Annotated in this window: 14 protein-coding genes; 9 read left to right on the top strand and 5 right to left on the bottom strand. The window is 75.0% G+C overall.

The features are described 5' to 3' along the window. Positions 1–289 precede the first annotated feature (289 nt). Positions 290–3919: a proline dehydrogenase family protein gene (locus tag ACZZ97_RS13655; RefSeq protein ID WP_463473504.1), complete on the bottom strand. Its 3630-nt coding sequence runs from the start codon at positions 3917–3919 to the stop codon at positions 290–292. A 41-nt stretch (positions 3920–3960) separates the two neighbouring features. On the opposite strand from ACZZ97_RS13655, the gene ACZZ97_RS13660 reads away from it, so the two are divergent. Then, positions 3961–4503, top strand: coding sequence for a MarR family winged helix-turn-helix transcriptional regulator (locus ACZZ97_RS13660; protein ID WP_314104523.1), 543 nt, complete (start codon positions 3961–3963; stop codon positions 4501–4503). Between the two features lie 35 nt (positions 4504–4538). On the opposite strand, the gene ACZZ97_RS13665 is transcribed toward ACZZ97_RS13660, so the two are convergent. Beyond that, on the bottom strand, positions 4539–5492 hold the full coding sequence (locus ACZZ97_RS13665) for a DNA-3-methyladenine glycosylase family protein (RefSeq protein ID WP_314104524.1): 954 nt from the start codon (positions 5490–5492) through the stop codon (positions 4539–4541). Between the two features lie 84 nt (positions 5493–5576). Here ACZZ97_RS13665 and ACZZ97_RS13670 point away from each other — a divergent pair, with 84 nt between their 5' ends. Continuing rightward, positions 5577–6272 (top strand): GntR family transcriptional regulator, encoded by a 696-nt coding sequence (locus tag ACZZ97_RS13670; protein ID WP_463473505.1) that lies wholly within the window; start codon positions 5577–5579, stop codon positions 6270–6272. 59 nt (positions 6273–6331) lie between these two features. Here ACZZ97_RS13670 and ACZZ97_RS13675 read toward each other — a convergent pair whose 3' ends face one another. Then, positions 6332–7012, bottom strand: a complete 681-nt coding sequence (locus tag ACZZ97_RS13675) for a GntR family transcriptional regulator (RefSeq protein WP_463473506.1) — start codon at positions 7010–7012, stop codon at positions 6332–6334. After that, positions 7000–7716: a GntR family transcriptional regulator gene (locus ACZZ97_RS13680; RefSeq protein WP_463473507.1), complete on the bottom strand. Its 717-nt coding sequence runs from the start codon at positions 7714–7716 to the stop codon at positions 7000–7002. Before ACZZ97_RS13680 ends, ACZZ97_RS13675 begins: the two co-directional genes overlap by 13 nt. 80 nt (positions 7717–7796) lie before the next feature. Between ACZZ97_RS13680 and trhO the strand changes: the two genes are divergently transcribed. Further along, a complete protein-coding gene (gene trhO, locus ACZZ97_RS13685; protein ID WP_463473508.1) occupies positions 7797–8717 on the top strand; it encodes an oxygen-dependent tRNA uridine(34) hydroxylase TrhO in 921 nt (306 codons plus the stop codon). After that, the gene (locus ACZZ97_RS13690; protein ID WP_192040530.1) at positions 8714–9199 is read left to right on the top strand and encodes a pyridoxamine 5'-phosphate oxidase family protein; all 486 of its coding nucleotides are present in this window, start codon (positions 8714–8716) and stop codon (positions 9197–9199) included. Before trhO ends, ACZZ97_RS13690 begins: the two co-directional genes overlap by 4 nt. Positions 9200–9251: 52 nt before the next feature. Here the strand turns inward: ACZZ97_RS13690 and ACZZ97_RS13695 are convergent, their stop codons facing one another. Then, entirely contained in the window at positions 9252–9869 is a 618-nt protein-coding gene (locus tag ACZZ97_RS13695; protein WP_463473509.1) for a DUF4190 domain-containing protein, read from the bottom strand. Between the two features lie 138 nt (positions 9870–10007). On the opposite strand from ACZZ97_RS13695, the gene ACZZ97_RS13700 reads away from it, so the two are divergent. The 5 genes from ACZZ97_RS13700 to ACZZ97_RS13720 all read left to right on the top strand — a co-directional run bounded on the left by ACZZ97_RS13700 (position 10008) and on the right by ACZZ97_RS13720 (position 15026). Further along, positions 10008–11033: a 6-phosphofructokinase gene (locus tag ACZZ97_RS13700; RefSeq protein ID WP_123548256.1), complete on the top strand. Its 1026-nt coding sequence runs from the start codon at positions 10008–10010 to the stop codon at positions 11031–11033. A gap of 99 nt (positions 11034–11132) precedes the next feature. Beyond that, positions 11133–11624 (top strand): NfeD family protein, encoded by a 492-nt coding sequence (locus ACZZ97_RS13705; RefSeq protein ID WP_314103882.1) that lies wholly within the window; start codon positions 11133–11135, stop codon positions 11622–11624. A 108-nt stretch (positions 11625–11732) separates the two neighbouring features. Beyond that, complete coding sequence (locus ACZZ97_RS13710; RefSeq protein WP_123547445.1) at positions 11733–13157, top strand: SPFH domain-containing protein; 1425 nt, start codon at positions 11733–11735, stop codon at positions 13155–13157. A 27-nt stretch (positions 13158–13184) separates the two neighbouring features. Beyond that, entirely contained in the window at positions 13185–14156 is a 972-nt protein-coding gene (locus tag ACZZ97_RS13715; RefSeq protein WP_463473510.1) for an MDR family oxidoreductase, read from the top strand. Between the two features lie 180 nt (positions 14157–14336). After that, positions 14337–15026, top strand: coding sequence for a GntR family transcriptional regulator (locus ACZZ97_RS13720; RefSeq protein WP_463473511.1), 690 nt, complete (start codon positions 14337–14339; stop codon positions 15024–15026). The last annotated feature ends 63 nt before the right edge of the window (positions 15027–15089 follow it).

Below are 15089 nucleotides of genomic sequence, written 5' to 3' on the forward strand. Positions count from 1 at the left end.
AATGCCGACAGCGGCGCCCCGAATAGTGTGAAATCCGGGCATCGAGGGCGCTGAGCGGGCGCGTCGGTCGGCATTTCCCGCGGGAGACGGGCGCGAGGGGTCAAAGCGAGAGAGATCCGTGGTCTCGAGGGCGGCCGGCGGGGCAGACCGCCCTCGACGGGGCGGATCACTCTCAAATTACGGGGGGGTCGCGGGCAGGAGGACGGGCCGCTGAGACGCCGTCCAGGACTGCCGGCTGCTCAGACCGGCAGCCGGACCGGCCGGGGGCCCGGCTCGGACACCGGGCCGCTCAGATCCTCAGGTCGCGCAGCTCGGGGTCCACGAGCCCCGACCGGTGAGCCGTGACCGTCACGCTCTGCTCGCGCACGAAGGTCAGCAGCTCGACCCGGCCCTCGTCGGTGACGTCGCCGCCGTGCACCACGACGTCGACGCTCCCGCCGACCGCGCGGGCCAGGGCCCGTGGGTCTCCCCCGATGAGCCGCACGTGCAGGTCGCGGTACGCGGCGACCGCGACCTCGTCGGGCGGGGGGACGTCGCCGTCGCCGTCGCCCTCGACCTCGGCGGCCGGGTCGCGCGACCCGGTCGCACGGGCGAGGAGGCTGAGGTCGTCCAGCTCGTGCGTCGCCTCCCGCGCCTGGAGCAGACCGGCGGAGGCGCGGGCCAGGAAGGCCCGGTCGCTCTCGACCACTACGGCGCCGACCCGCATCGGCGACGCCGGCGAGTGCAGCAGCTGGACCAGCGACGCCGGCACGGGCACGGCCGAGCTGACCGTCACGGGCGCGCGCACCCGAGCCGCGGCGACGAGGAGGCGCACGAGATCGGACAGGTCGGCGTCGGACGACAGGCGCAGGAGCACGGGCCGCGGCCGGTAGCGCGTCACGTTGCGCTCTGCCCGCAGGTCGGAGTCGTCGTGCGCCACGCCGACGTGCGCCTGCCAGGCGCGTTCGTCGCTGACCGCGCCCGACCGGACGCGGTCGAACTGCTCGAACGACAGGGACGACCGGGCCGCCTCGATCACGGGCACGACCACGTCGGGGACCCCGGTGAGGCGCAGCGACGGGTGGGGCTCGCGCGACAGCCGCCACCACGAGCCCTGCACGAGCAGGCCGTCGGGGCCGCCTGGCGCGACCGCGAGTCCCACGGCGGAGCGCCCCCACGAGGCGGCCGGCCGACGACGCACGACCATCGGCGACGTGGGTCGCCCGACCACGAGCGTGCCCGCCCGGACGCGTCGCAACCACGTGTCGACCTCGTCGACGTCGAGGCTGTGCAGGGCGGCCGAGCCACCGGCGCTCAGGCTCTGCTGCAGCTCGATCGCGGCGTCGAGGTCGTCCACCTCGACCAGGCAGAGCACGGGCGCGGCGGCGGCGGCGGTGCGGGCCGCCCCCTCGGGCGTCACGCCGACCTTGACGCCGGGCGACCACAGGCCGCCGTCGTCGTCGAGCTGCCGGGGCTCGACGAGCCAGCTCTCGCCGGGCGCCAGGACCGTGAGCGCCTCGAGCACGGCGCCCTCGGCCGGGTCGATCAGCGGGCCGACCTGCGTCGTCGCGTCGTCGGGCCAGCCGGTCCGCAGGCTCGACGCCGCGTCGACGAGCTGGCGGCGGAACCGCTCGGCGTGGGCGGCCGAGCCGACGAGCAGTGCGGTGCGAGAGGCCGACGGGGCCTGGCCCGCGAAGCGGAAGGCGCCGGCCACGAGGTCCGCCGCCGCGAGGTCGGCGTCCGCGCTCGGGGTCACGACCGCGACGGCGGCCACGGCCACCTCGGCGACCAGGTCGAGGTCCGGTCGCCACGACCGCAGCTGCCGCGCCTGGTCGAGCGAGCCCGTCAGCCGCACCCGGTCGACGGCAGGGTGGCCCACGAGCCGGCGGCCGGCCTCCGAGTCGAGCTCCAGGTCGACGAGGACGAGCAGCGAGCGCGGCACCCCCGCGCCCCAGAGCACCTCGGCCAGCACGGCCGCGGTGCGGCGCGACTCCCGCACCGGGCAGAGCACGACCGCGCTGCCCGCGGCGAGCGCGGCGAGGACGGGCTCCGCCGCGGAGACGAGGGGCGCACGCCACGAGGGGACGACGACCGTGAGCCGAGGAGGCGCGTGCCGGGCGCCGAGGAGGCCCGCCTCGGCGCGGGCGAGACCGGCGTGGTGCCGCGCCGAGTCGACCGCGGCGCTGACCTCGGGGTCGGCGCCGTCGAGCACGGAGCCGGTCTCGCTGACGAGCACCTCGAGCAGGGCGGCACGCTGACGTGCGACGCCGTCGGCCGCGAGCTCGAGCAGCTCGGCGCGCGTCGCCGGGTCTTCCCGGCCCCAGGCCGCACCGGCCTGGGCCGCGTCGGTCACGAGCTCGTCGACGAGGGCCGCGCCGTCGTCGCCGTCGACCTGGGCGGCCTCGATCGCGTCGAGACCGGCGTCCGACCGCCGGGAGGCGGCGAGCACGCGCCGGGCCCACGCGCGGTTGCCCTCGAGCCCGGGATCGGTGTCGGGCTCGTTGCGGAACGAGGACGAACCGTCGAGGTCGAGGTCGGCCCCGGCGAGGTGGGGGCGGGAGCGGTCCTGACGACGCGCGGGCAGCGGCACGTCGTCGTCGACCGCGGCCTCCGCCGTCGCGGCGGCGTCGCGGTAGCGGACGGCCTCACGGTCGAAGACCGCCCCCTCGGGGGCGAGGTCGGCCGTCGCGGCGAGGGGCGAGCCCGGCGCGGCGACCTCCGCGAGGCGACGGACGACGTGGTCGGCCGCGGCCTCGAGGTCGCCGTGCTGCACGATCGGAGCGCGCACGACCAGGTCGCCGACCTCGGCCCGCACCGCCCGGAGGAGCCCCCGCGACGTGCCGAGGGGCATCTCGATCGTGAGGTGCTGCGTCACCTCGCGCCGCTTCGCCAGCGTCCAGGCGTGAGCCACGACGAACGGGTCGTCGGTGACGAGCCCGAGGTGGGCGAACTCGGCCGACACCGGACGGAGGGCGTGGTCGAGCACCCGGAGGAGCGCGGCGTCGGCCTCGGCCCTCGACGTGTGGGTCGCGACCGGCCAGTCGTGCAGCGCGGCGTCGACGGCCTCGAGCGCGACGCCGCCGACGGTCAGCCGGACGCGGACGGGCGCCCCGCCGCGGGCCACGCGTCCGCGAGCCCAGTCGGTCAGCAGCTGGAGGGACGCCAGGGCGTCGGGCACGTCGGCCTGGATCTCGATGCCCGCCTCGAGGTCGGCCAGCTGCGGCTGGTCGAGGAGCCGGGTGAAGACGTCGATGGCGAGGTCGAGGTGCCGGTGCTCGCCGACCTCGAGGTCGATCGTCTTCGGCGGGTCGGACGCGAGCGCCAGCTCGTAGAGCGGGGTGAGCGCCTCGACCGCGGCGGAGGCGCGCTCGTCGGCGCCCCAGGCCGCGCCCGTCCCGACCACGGAGGCGACGGGAACGGAGACGTGGTGGACGTCGTCCCGCTCGAGCAGCGCGCGCGTCGCCTCGATCCTGCGGCGGGCGGCAGCCTCGCCGAGCACGGGCTCGCCGAGCAGGGCGAGGTCGAGTCGGGCGCCGTCGGCCGCGGCCGCGAGGGCCGGGCCGAGCTTGTCGGGTGCCGCCTCGACGACGAGGTGCTGCACGAGCCGCCGCAGGGCCTTCCGCGCGACGGGCACGACGGTGCGCGGCGCCAGCGGGCCGAACCCGCCGCCCGCGGCGACGGCGGCCTTGAGCTGCCACGGCAGCGAGGCGGGCATGTCCCGGCTCAGGCGGTCGAGCTGCCGTGCGGCCACCGCAGGGTCCTCGGGACGCACCACGCGGTCCGCGAAGGCCACGGCGAAGGCGAGCCCGTCGGGGTCGCGGAGCAACGCCGCGAAGCGCTCGGCCGCGGCGTCGCCCGGGACCGAGGACGCGACGACCAGCCACCGTCGCACCGTGTCGACGACCTGGGAGGTGAGATCGGCGGCGCGCACATCGGACATGGGTCGAGGATAGGCCGGACCTCCGTCCCTACACTGGGCGAATGGCCGAGCGACTCTCCGACGACGAGTGGGCCGTCTGGGACGCCTTCTACTCGATGCGCCGGCGTCTCGACCGCGCCCTCGAGCTGAGGCTGCACGACGACTCCGGCGTCTCGGCGCCCGAGTACGAGATCCTCGTGGGCCTCGGCCGCAGCGACGACCGGCGGCTGCGGGTGCGCGACATCGCCGAGCAGATCGGCTGGGAGAAGAGCAGGGTCAGCCACCAGGTCACGCGCATGGAGAAGCGCGGCCTCGTGCGCCGGACCGACTGCGCGTCCGACGCCCGGGGCACCTGGGTCGAGCTCACCGCCGACGGCCGCCGGGCGATGCTCGCGGCGACCCGGGGGCACACCGCCGCGATCCGGCGCTACTTCGTCGGGGCGCTGGACGACGACGCCGCGACCCTCGAGTCGTTCTCGCGGCGCGTGCTCGAGGCCATCGGCGACGACGCGTCGCCCGACCACGCGACCTCGTCCGACCACGCCGCCTCGCCCGACCACGCCGCGTCGGGGGACGACCCCGGCGTCGTGGCCCGCGCCTCCTAGTCCGCACCCGGGCGCGGCCGCGCCGGCCGGGCTGCTCAGTGCCGGCGGTGGTCCTGGATCGTCATGCGGGGACCGAACCTCGGCTTCGAGAAGCCGCTGGCCCCGATGAGCCGCACGACCCGCTCGCGGTCCCCGCGCCACGGCTCGAGCAGCTCGAGCATGCCGTCGTCGTCGACGGGCCGGCCGATCAGCGCCCACCCCACGAGGGCGGGGAGGTGGTAGTCGCCGACGCTCGGCGAGTCGGCGTCGCCCAGCGCGCGCTGCGTCGTCTCGGCCGACGTCCACACGCCCACGCCCGGCACCGAGCGCAGCCGGGCCTCGGCCTCGGGCCCGCCTCGGCCCAGGTCGACCACCCTCTCGAGCGAGGAGGCGACGGCACAGACCCGCATCACGGTCGCGGACCGCTGCGGCCCCACCCCCGCCCGGTGCCACTCCCAGCTCGGCACACGGCGCCACGTCTCGGCTGAGGGCGGCACGACCATCCCCTCGGGAGCCGGCCCCGGGGCAGGGTCGCCGTGCGCCCGGACGAGCTGGCGCCAGGCGCGCCACGCCTCGGTGCTCGTCACCTTCTGCTCGAGGACGGCCGGCACGAGCACCTGCACCACCTGCCGGCCGCGGGTGAGCCGGAGCCCGGGCGACCGCCGGCGGGCCTCACGGAGGAAGGCGTTGCCGGAGACGTCGAGGCCGCCCCAGTCGTCGCCGTGGCCGAGAAGCTCGGGGACGCCCTCGATCAGCCACTCGGCACCCGGGCCCCACGCCGTCGCCCGCACCTCGGACCGTCCGCCCGCGAGGCACAGCGTGCCGGGACCGGAGGGCGTGCGGACGGCACGCCACACACGCTCGCCCTCGATGCGCCAGGCGGGGTCGCCCGCTCCCCTCGCCAGCGTCCGCAGGGTCGCCCGGACGTCGACGGGGTCGGCCGGCCGGTAGACCGTCTCGACCGGTCGGAGGGGGGCGGCGCCGACGGACGCCTCGGGGACCAGGGCCACCCGCCGATGGTAGCCCGCGCCTCCGTGAGCCCTGGTGGCCGCGTACCTGCGTGTGATATTTTGCGTACTCCACATTGGAGGAACATGCCTGTGCCGGCCTACGCCACCCGCCATCCTCGACGTCTGCTCCGCGACCTCACGTTCGAGACGATCCGCGACGCCATCGTCGACGGCACCCTGACCCCGGGCGAGCGCCTCTTCGAGGACGACCTCGCGAACTGGCTCGGGGTCTCGAAGACGCCGGTCAAGGAAGCCCTTGCCCGGCTCTCGTCCCAGGACCTCGTGAAGATCGAGGCGAACCGGTCGACCTGCGTGGCGACGGCGGACGACCTCGACCTGCTCGACACGCTCGAGCTGATCGGCGTCCTGCACGCCGAGGCCGTCCGGTCCCTCGCCCGCGGCGACTCGGCGAGGGCCGGGGCCTCGGCCGAACGGGCCTTGGCCGTGCTCGACGAGGGCCCCACCTGCCTCGGCCTCGTGCAGGCGAGCGCGGGGTTCCTCGAGCTGGCCCGCAACCCGCTCGTGCGCCGAGCTGCCGAGCCGCTCGACATCCGGGCCGCGTTCCTCTGCCGCCACCTGTCGATCGACTGGACCCGTCCGGCCCTCGTCGCCCTCCTCGACGAGCTGCGCACGGCCCTCCACGACCGAGACTGGCCCCGCACCGCGGACGCGCTCGTGCAGGCGTTCCGTCGCGCGTCGCTGCGCGACGCCATCGAGGTCGTCCCGTCCACGTCGTCACGGTCTCCCGACCTCGTGATCGATGCCCGCAGCCATCCCTGACGGCCCGTCGTCGCCCGGCGGCGGAGGTCAGTGAGACCGGGCGCCCGGGCGGGCCTGCGTCACCGCCCCGTCGCGGCGACGCGACGCAGCAGCTGCCCGACGGCATCGCCCCAGGCCCCGCCGTCGCGCGCAGCGAGAGACTCCAGGGCAGAGGCGACGAAGTCGTCCCACACGCCGAGATCGACGACGCACCGTCGCGATCGCAGTCCGTGCGCGAGGCGCAGCTCGGCCTCGGCGAACGACGTGGCCAGCACCTCGACGGGCGCGCGCGCGGCGACGCCGCCGACGGCCACGCCGACGCACCGCAGCACCTCCACCGTCGCAGGAGCTCGCGCGCCGCGCCGCACCACGGGCCGCGCGGCTCCCAGACCGACGGAGACCTCGTCGACGGAGCGGTCGTCGAGCCGCGCGAGGGCGATCACGGCCGCGGCACGGTGCAGCGCGGCCACCACGGCCGCGCTGTCGCCGAGCACCGAGTCGTCCGGGTCGCGGACACGGGTCCACCGGTTCGCGGCGAGCTCGACCAGCCCGGCGCCGCGGAGACGGTCGAGGGCGTTGCGGATCGGGGTCCGGGACACGCCGAGCCACCTCACGAGCTCGTCGTCGCGCAGGCGTTCACCCGGCTCGAGGACCCCGTCGAGGACCGCGTCCCGGAGCGCCCGGAAGACGTCGTCGCTGAGCAGCTGCCGGCGACCGAGGTGACCCCGGTCGCCGACCACGGCCCGGGTCACGGTCGCCACCAGGGGCCACGTGCCGGGGAGGGGCCCGGGCAGCTCTGCGCGGCACGGCGGGCCAGCTCGTCGAGGGCGCCCCGCAGCCGGCCCGCATGGGCCGTCGCGACCGCCACGTCGGCCTCGCCGATCGCCGTCCGCACGAGCTCGGCGTCGAGGCGACGGCCGAGCAGCGCGGCCTGGTGGCGCAGACGCGACTCGAGGTCGTCGAGGGTGCCCCGCACCACCTCGGGAACGCCGCCGCCCCGCAGCAGGGCGACGCAGGCGAAGACGTCGTCGACGAGGGCTCGACACCGGTCGGCGTCGTGCGACACGTCGGCCCGGTAGGCGTCGAGGGTCGTCGCGCAGCGCGCGAAGGCCCGGCGTGCGTCGTGCTCCGCGTGGGGCGCGAGCACGCCCTGCCCCTCTGCGACGAGGTCGCGCCACAGCGCGCACAGCGCGACGACCAGGGCCGGCACCGTGGCCGGGCGGGCGACGGCGACCCGCGTCCAGCGCTGCGGCAGGGTCTCGACGAGGCCGGTGTGCTCGAGCCGGACGAGGGCCGCCCGGATCGGAGTGCGCGAGACCCCCAGCCACGACTCGAGGTCGGCGTCGCGCAGACGGCTGCCGGCGGGCAGGGCACCGGCCGTGATCGCCGCGAGCAGCGTCTCGTGCACGTCGTCCTTGTGCAGACGGCGCTCGATGACGGTCTGGCGGTCGTGCGGAACGGGCACAGCACCTCCTCGTGTGTGATGTACGAGATGCTGACACTAGTGCATGTATGCCCTGCCGAGCAGTCCACTACGCTCGTCCGGTGCCCGTGTCGAGGATCGTCCTGTTCTACGTGTTCGTGCCGCTGGCCGACCCCGACGCCGTGCGGCTGTGGCAGCGCGACCTGGCCGAGTCGCTCGGCCTCCGGGGCCGCGTGCTGCTCTCGCCGCACGGCGTGAACGGCACCCTCGGCGGCGAGGTGCCCGACGTGAAGCGCTGGCTCCGCAAGACCCGGGAGTACGCCCCCTTCCGCGACCTCGACGTGAAGTGGAGCGACGGCGGCGCCGACGACTTCCCGCGGCTCTCGGTGAAGGTCCGCGACGAGGTCGTGACGTTCGGCGCCCCCGACGAGCTGGTCGTCGACGGGTCGGGCGTCGTGGGCGGCGGCACACGCCTCACGCCCGAGGAGCTGCACGAGCTCGTCGCGCGCGAGGACGTCGTCTTCCTCGACGGCCGCAACGAGTTCGAGTCGCGCATCGGCCGGTTCCGCGACGCCGTGGTGCCGGACGTCGCGACGACCCGCGAGTTCGTGGCCGAGCTCGACAGCGGCCGGTGGGACCACCTCAAGGACGAGACCGTCGTCACGTACTGCACGGGCGGCGTGCGCTGCGAGGTCCTCAGCTCGCTGATGGTCTCGCGGGGGTTCGGCCGGGTCTACCAGCTCGACGGCGGCGTGGCGCGCTACGGCGAGCGCTACGGCGACGACGGCCTGTGGGAGGGGTCGCTCTACGTCTTCGACCGGCGGGGGTCCGTCGAGTTCAGCGACCACGCCGCCGTCGTCGGCCGCTGCTCCGCCTGCGGCGAGGCGACCAGCCGGATGCAGAACTGCTCCGACCTGCAGTGCCGCGAGCAGCTGGTCGTGTGCGAGCCGTGCGCGGGACGCGACGTCGTCCTCTGCGACCCGCACCGCGCCTCCCGCGGGTGGACCCCTTCCCTCGCCCCCGGCGTAGCGTCTCCCGCATGACTGAGACCAACGACATCTCCCGCGTCGCCGAGGTGCTCGACGCCGGGCGCATCGGCATCCTGACCACCCGCAGCGGCCACGGCCGCCTCGTGAGCCGGCCGCTCGCGATCGTCGACCGCGACTTCGACGGCAAGGTGTACTTCTTCACCCGCGACCCCTCCCCCAAGGTCGACGACATCAAGGCCCACCCGCAGGTCAACGTCGCCGTCGAGACCGGCAAGGGCTGGCTCTCGCTCGCCGGCGAGGCGTCGGTGACGAAGGACTCCGCGCTGGTCGACGAGTTCTGGACGGCCGGCGCCGAGGCCTGGTTCGACGAGGGACGTGACGACCCCACCGTCGCCCTGATCGAGGTCGACGTCGACACGGCCGAGTACTGGGTCAGCAACGAGCCGAAGGCCGTGACCCTGCTGAAGTACGCCAAGGCGGCGCTGACCGGTGGTCACCCGAAGAACGTGGCGGACACGGGCACGGTCCAGCTCTAGTCAGGGTGCAGGGCAGCGCCCCGCGCACCCGGCGCACCCGACGGGCGCACGGTCAGCCGCAGGTGACCGTGCGCCCGTCTGCGTCGACGTAGTCGCCCGGGCCGAGCTGGGCACAGGTCGACGAGAGCCGCGTCACGTAGTCGAGGGCGGAGATGCCCCACACGAGGCTCGCGACGATCACCACGCCCGAGACGACCATGCCCACCAGCGCCAGGGTCGGGGCGTGGCCCGCCTGTCGCGACCTCCGTGCCGAGACCAGCCCGAACACGAGGCCCAGGGGCGCGGCGAAGACTCCGAAGACGACCGAGGCGATCGCGAGGCCGCGTCCCGGGTCGTCGCTGCGGGGAGGTCGGCTGTCCCAGAAGTCGTCGTCGTCGAGCGACGTGAAGTACGAGCCCTGGCCGCCTGCGGCGTGGGGCGAGGACGAGGAGGCGCCGGCCGACGAGCTCGTCGGCTGCGGTGCCCAGAGGCTCGCCTCGTCCGACGGAGCCGGCGCCGGGGCCGGGGGCCAGGCCGCCTCGGGGACGACGGCGGCCTCGTGGCGGGCCCGCGCCTCCTGGTGCAGGGTCGGAGGGGGCCCCACGACGGACTGCCCGCGCTGCTCGCCCGGCACCGGCCGTGCGAACCTCGCCCACGGCGACGGGGGCCGCGGCGGGGGATGGTCGGTCATGCACCGAGGGTAGTACGCCGACTCGTGCTCCCGACCGTGCGGGCGCGGAGGTGCAGGGACCCGCGCACGCAGCCCCGTGCGCCATGATGGGACGCACCTCGGCCCGACCCCGGGCCCGACATGCGACGGAGCGACACGATGCGGATAGGGATCCTCACCAGCGGCGGCGACTGCCCCGGACTCAACGCGGTCATCCGAGGGGCGGTGCTGAAGGGGACGCAGATCCACGGCCAGGAGTTCGTCGGGTTCCGTGACGGCTGGCGCGGGGTCGTCGACGGCGACGTCATGCCCCTCACCCGCAAGGAGATCCAGGGCATCGCGAAGCAGGGCGGCACGATCCTCGGCACGAGCCGCACCAACCCCTTCGAGGGCGCGGGCGGGGTCGAGCGCATCACCGAGAACCTCGAGCGCTTCGGCATCGACGCCATCATGGCCATCGGCGGCGAGGGCACGCTCGCGGCCGCGAAGCGCCTGACCGACGCCGGCCTGAAGATCGTCGGCGTCCCCAAGACCGTCGACAACGACCTCGGCGCCACCGACTACACCTTCGGCTTCGACACCGCCGTGCAGATCGCGACCGACGCCATGGACCGCCTGCGCACCACCGGCGACTCGCACAGCCGCTGCATGGTGGCCGAGGTGATGGGCCGGCACGTCGGGTGGATCGCCCTGCACTCGGGCATGGCCGCCGGCGCGCACGCCATCCTCATCCCCGAGCAGGCCACGAGCATGGACCAGATCGTGGCGTGGGTGCAGTCGGCCTACGACCGCGGGCGCGCACCGCTGGTCGTCGTGGCCGAGGGCTTCGTGCCCGACCACGAGAGCGACGCGCACTCCGAGCGCGGCCTCGACGCGTTCGGCCGCCCGCGCCTGGGCGGCATCGGGGAGGCGCTGGCGCCGATCATCGAGGAGCGCACGGGCATCGAGACGCGCGCGACCACCCTCGGCCACATCCAGCGCGGCGGCACCCCCACCTCCTACGACCGCGTGCTCGCGACCCGCCTCGGCATGGCGGCCAGCGACTCCGTCGTCGAGGGCCGCTGGGGGCGCATGGTCGCCCTGCGCGGCACGGACATCGTGCACGTGTCGTTCGAGGAGGCGCTCGACAGCCTGAAGACCGTGCCGCAGCACCGCTACGACGAGGCCGCGATCCTCTTCGGCTAGGGCACGGGTCGCTCCTCCCCGGGGTCGCGAGGCGTCCGTCCGTCCACGCTCCGCCGCGCAGGCGATGCGCGAGGCCTCCGGACCTGTCAGTCTCGACGCATGATCACGTTCATCGTCGTGGGGGCGGTCGGGCTCGTCGTCCTCCTCGCCAGCATCGTCGTCGGCGACCTGCTCGACCTGTTCGACGTCGGCGACGGCCTCGTCTCGGGCGTCGCGCTCGGCGCCGCCCTGTCGATCTTCGGGCTGGCCGGGCTCGTGACCACCCAGGCCGGTCTCGACACGGTCTGGACGTACATGGTCGCCGTGCTCGTGGCGGCGGCCGTGCTCGTGCTCGTGCAGCTCTTCGTCCGCCGGGTCACCCGACGCGAGAGCGGCGGCCACTGGTCGCCCGTCGGCTTCACCGGCACCACGACCGAGGCGACCACGCCGAGCGGCGGCGAGGTCCGCCTCGACGACGTCCGCGAGCTCGAGCGGCGCCTCGCGTACAGCGACGCCCCGATCGCCCGGGGGGTCCGCGTCCGGGTCGTCGCCGAGGCCGGGCCTCGGGTGCAGGTCGAGCCCGTCGACCCGGCGGGTCCCGTCGCCCCGTAGGCCCGTCGCCCCGCAGTCCCCGCCGTCGCCGGCCACCTCGCCGCACCGGCGCATCCCGACCAGCACCGCTCCAGCCCTGCACCACCCCGCCCCTTGGAAGGAAGCCCTGTGGACTTCATCACCGGAAACACCAGCGTCGTCGCGGTCGTCGTCGCCGTCGTCATCGTGCTCGCCCTGCTGTCGTTCGTCGCCAGCCGCGTGCGCCGCGTCCCGCCGAACGAGGCGCTGATCGTCGTCGGCCGCGGGGCCGAGCGCTCCGAGGGCGGCGGCATCTCGAGCCCCCAGAAGGTGATCATCGGCGGGCGCACGTTCGTCTGGCCGATCTTCCAGGAGGGCTTCACGCTCTCGCTCGAGCAGTACCAGACCCCGGTCGAGGTGCAGGCGATCGACGCCAACTACATCCGCACGGCCGTCAAGGCCACCGTCAACTTCAAGGTGACCGGCACCGAGGACGGCGTCCGCCGGGCGGCCCAGCGCTACCTGCTGCAGCAGCAGCAGCTGCCCGTGATCGTGCAGCAGTCCCTCGAGGGCTCGATCCGAGGGCTGATCGGCGGCCAGCCGGTCGACGACCTCGTCAAGAACTTCTCGCGCCTCGCCGCGGACGCCGTGAACGAGACGAAGGGCGAGCTCGCCGAGCTCGGCCTGCAGATCGAGACCATGAACATCCGCGAGATCGAGACGCCCGGCAGCACGTACCTCGCCGACCGCGGACGCGCGGAGGCGGCGGTCGCCAAGCAGAACGCCGACGTGGCCGAGGCGGAGGCGGAGCGCATCGCGGCCCTGGCCCGCATCGGCAACACGCAGCAGACGGCCGAGCGCCAGCTGCAGCTCGACGTGCGCCAGGCGCAGATCAAGGCCGAGACCGACCGGGCCAACGCCGAGGCGTCGGCCGCGGGCGAGCTGGCACGCGCCACGCAGGACAAGCTCGTCGCCGAGCAGGAGAGCATCGCCGTCGCCGAGCAGGCGAAGGTCAACCAGGAGCGCCTCAACATCGACGTGCGCCAGCCCGCCGAGGCCGCCGCCTACGCCTCGGTGCAGAACGCCGAGGCCGAGCGCGACGCGGCCAACGCCGCCGTCGAGGCCGAGGCGTTCCGCCGCACCCAGCTGGCCGACGCCGCCCGCGCGGCCGCCGAGAACGAGGCCGCCGCCGTCGAGGCCGCCGGTCGCGCCGAGGCTGCCGCGATCAGGGCGAAGGGCCTCGCCGAGGCCGAGGCCGTCGACGCGCTGGCCGAGGCCCAGGGCAAGTTCGGCCAGGCGGCCCTCGCGTCGCAGGTCATCTCGCGCCTGCCCGAGATCGCCCGCGAGATGGCCGCGCCGATGGGCAACATCGATGCCCTCACGGTGGTCTCGACCGACGGCGCGAACCAGCTCACGAAGTCGGTCGCGAACAACATGACCCAGCTGCAGGACGTCGTCAAGGCGACCACCGGGCTCGACCTCGTCGGCGCCCTGGGCGGGTTCCTGGGCGCCCAGTCCGGCGCGTCCGCCGCAGCGTCCCCGCGCACGACGACGCCGCCGGTCGACCAGCCGTAGGGCACCGAGGCCGCGTAGCGTGACGGCATGCGTGCCGTCGTCGTCGAGAAGGGTCGGCCTGCTGCCCTGCAGCAGGTCGACCGGGCCTTCCTCGGGCAGGGGGACGTCGTCGTCGACGTCGCCTGGTCGAGCCTGAACTACAAGGACGGCATGGCCCTCTCGGGCGATCCCGGCGTCGTGCGGACGAGTCCGCTCGTGCCCGGCATCGACCTCGTGGGCACCGTCGCCGAGTCGTCCTCCCCCGACTGGTCGCCGGGCGACCAGGTGCTGCTCAACGGCGCCGGCATCGGCGAGGGCCGCCACGGCGGATACGCCGAGCAGGCCGTCGTCGACGCCGCGTCGCTCGTCGCGGTGCCGGCGGGGATCTCGCCCCGGCAGGCCGCCGCCGTCGGCACGGCCGGGTTCACCGCGATGCTCAGCGTCCTGCGCCTCGAGCGCGACGTGCGGCCGGACGACGGCGACGTCGTCGTGACCGGCGCCGCCGGCGGCGTCGGGTCGGTGGCCATCGCGGTGCTGAGCGCTCTCGGGTACTCGGTCACCGCCTCCTCAGGGCGGGCCGACGAGCAGCGCGACTACCTGACGCGCCTCGGCGCCTCGACCGTGATCGACCGCAGCGAGCTCGACCGGCCCGGCCGGCCGGTGCAGTCGGCCCGCTGGGCCGGCGGGGTCGACTCGGTCGGCAGCCGCACCCTCGCGACCGTGCTCGCACAGACGGCCTGGGGCGGCACGGTCACCGCCTGCGGGCTCGCCCAGGGCAGCGACCTGCCCACGACGGTGCTGCCGTTCATCCTGCGCGGGGTCTCGCTGGTGGGCGTCAACTCGGTCGACGCCCCCGTCGAGCTCCGCCGCGAGGCCTGGCGGCGCCTCGCCGCCGACCTCGACCTGGGGCTGCTCGACGAGCTCACGACCGAGATCGCGCTGGCCGACGTGGTCGACCACGGCCCGCACATCGTCGCGGGATCCGTGCGCGGCAGGATCGTCGTCGACGTCCGCCGCTGACCTCGTCCGGCCTCTCGAGGGTCGGCGGGGACCCGCGTCGTTCCTGGGCGCGTCCAGGCTGCGGCCCTAGGCTCGCACGATGTATCGGATGTCCGATGCACTCTCCCGTACGGCACGGCAGACCGCGACAGGCGCAGGGAGCCTCGTGGTCCGCCCCTCTCTCGACATGGAGCAACCCCGATGCCCATCCCCCAGCTGACCGATCAGCCGCCCGCCCCCCGCCGCCTGCTGCGCGACGTCGTCTACGACAAGATGTTCGCCGCGATCCTCGACGGCACGCTCCAGTTCGGCGAGCGCCTCAACGACGACCAGCTCGTCGCCTGGCTGGGCGTCTCGCGCACCCCCGTCCGCGAGGCCATCGCGAAGCTCGCCGACCAGGCGCTCGTCGACATCGAGGCCAACCGGTACACCCGCGTCGTCGACCCGACCCACGACGAGTTCGTCGACACGATCGACATCGGCTACGGGGTCTGGGCGATGGTCTGCGAGCGTGCCGTGCCGAAGCTGAGCACGGCCGCACGCGACGAGGTCGTGCCGCTCCTGGAGGCGCGCGCGGCCGCCTTCGCCTCGAACGAGCCGGAGGACGTCACGGGCCTCGTGAGGACGAACAACATCTTCCTGGAAGCGGCCGGCAGCCCGTCCCTCGCACGCCTCTGGGCGAACAACGCACCTCGTGTGGCGCTGCTCGCGCAGCGACCCGTCATGAACGGCGTCTTCGAGTTCGCCCCGGCCCGCGCCTTCACCGAAGAGCTGCGCGACGCGGTGCGCGACGCCGACGGCCCCCGCGCAGCCGAGGCGGTCCGTCTGCAGCCCGGGCGCCTCCAGGGCTGGTTCGACGCCGTCCGTGAGGCGGGCATCTACCGGTCGTGACGCCGAGCGGGTCCCGCGCCGTGCTCGACGAGGAGCGGACGGCGCGGCCCGCGCCGCCGCGCC

It is taken from the genome of Frigoribacterium sp. AC512 (assembly GCF_979258295.1).

Excerpts from the sequence above, each read along its gene's own strand:
- ACZZ97_RS13655 (WP_463473504.1), bottom strand. The coding sequence starts at position 3,919 with ATGTCCGATGTGCGCGCCGCCGATCTCACCTCCCAGGTCGTCGACACG.
- ACZZ97_RS13660 (WP_314104523.1), top strand. The coding sequence starts at position 3,961 with ATGGCCGAGCGACTCTCCGACGACGAGTGGGCCGTCTGGGACGCCTTC.
- ACZZ97_RS13670 (WP_463473505.1), top strand. The coding sequence starts at position 5,577 with ATGCCTGTGCCGGCCTACGCCACCCGCCATCCTCGACGTCTGCTCCGC.
- ACZZ97_RS13690 (WP_192040530.1), top strand. The coding sequence starts at position 8,714 with ATGACTGAGACCAACGACATCTCCCGCGTCGCCGAGGTGCTCGACGCC.
- ACZZ97_RS13695 (WP_463473509.1), bottom strand. The coding sequence starts at position 9,869 with ATGACCGACCATCCCCCGCCGCGGCCCCCGTCGCCGTGGGCGAGGTTC.
- ACZZ97_RS13700 (WP_123548256.1), top strand. The coding sequence starts at position 10,008 with ATGCGGATAGGGATCCTCACCAGCGGCGGCGACTGCCCCGGACTCAAC.
- ACZZ97_RS13705 (WP_314103882.1), top strand. The coding sequence starts at position 11,133 with ATGATCACGTTCATCGTCGTGGGGGCGGTCGGGCTCGTCGTCCTCCTC.
- ACZZ97_RS13715 (WP_463473510.1), top strand. The coding sequence starts at position 13,185 with ATGCGTGCCGTCGTCGTCGAGAAGGGTCGGCCTGCTGCCCTGCAGCAG.
- ACZZ97_RS13720 (WP_463473511.1), top strand. The coding sequence starts at position 14,337 with ATGCCCATCCCCCAGCTGACCGATCAGCCGCCCGCCCCCCGCCGCCTG.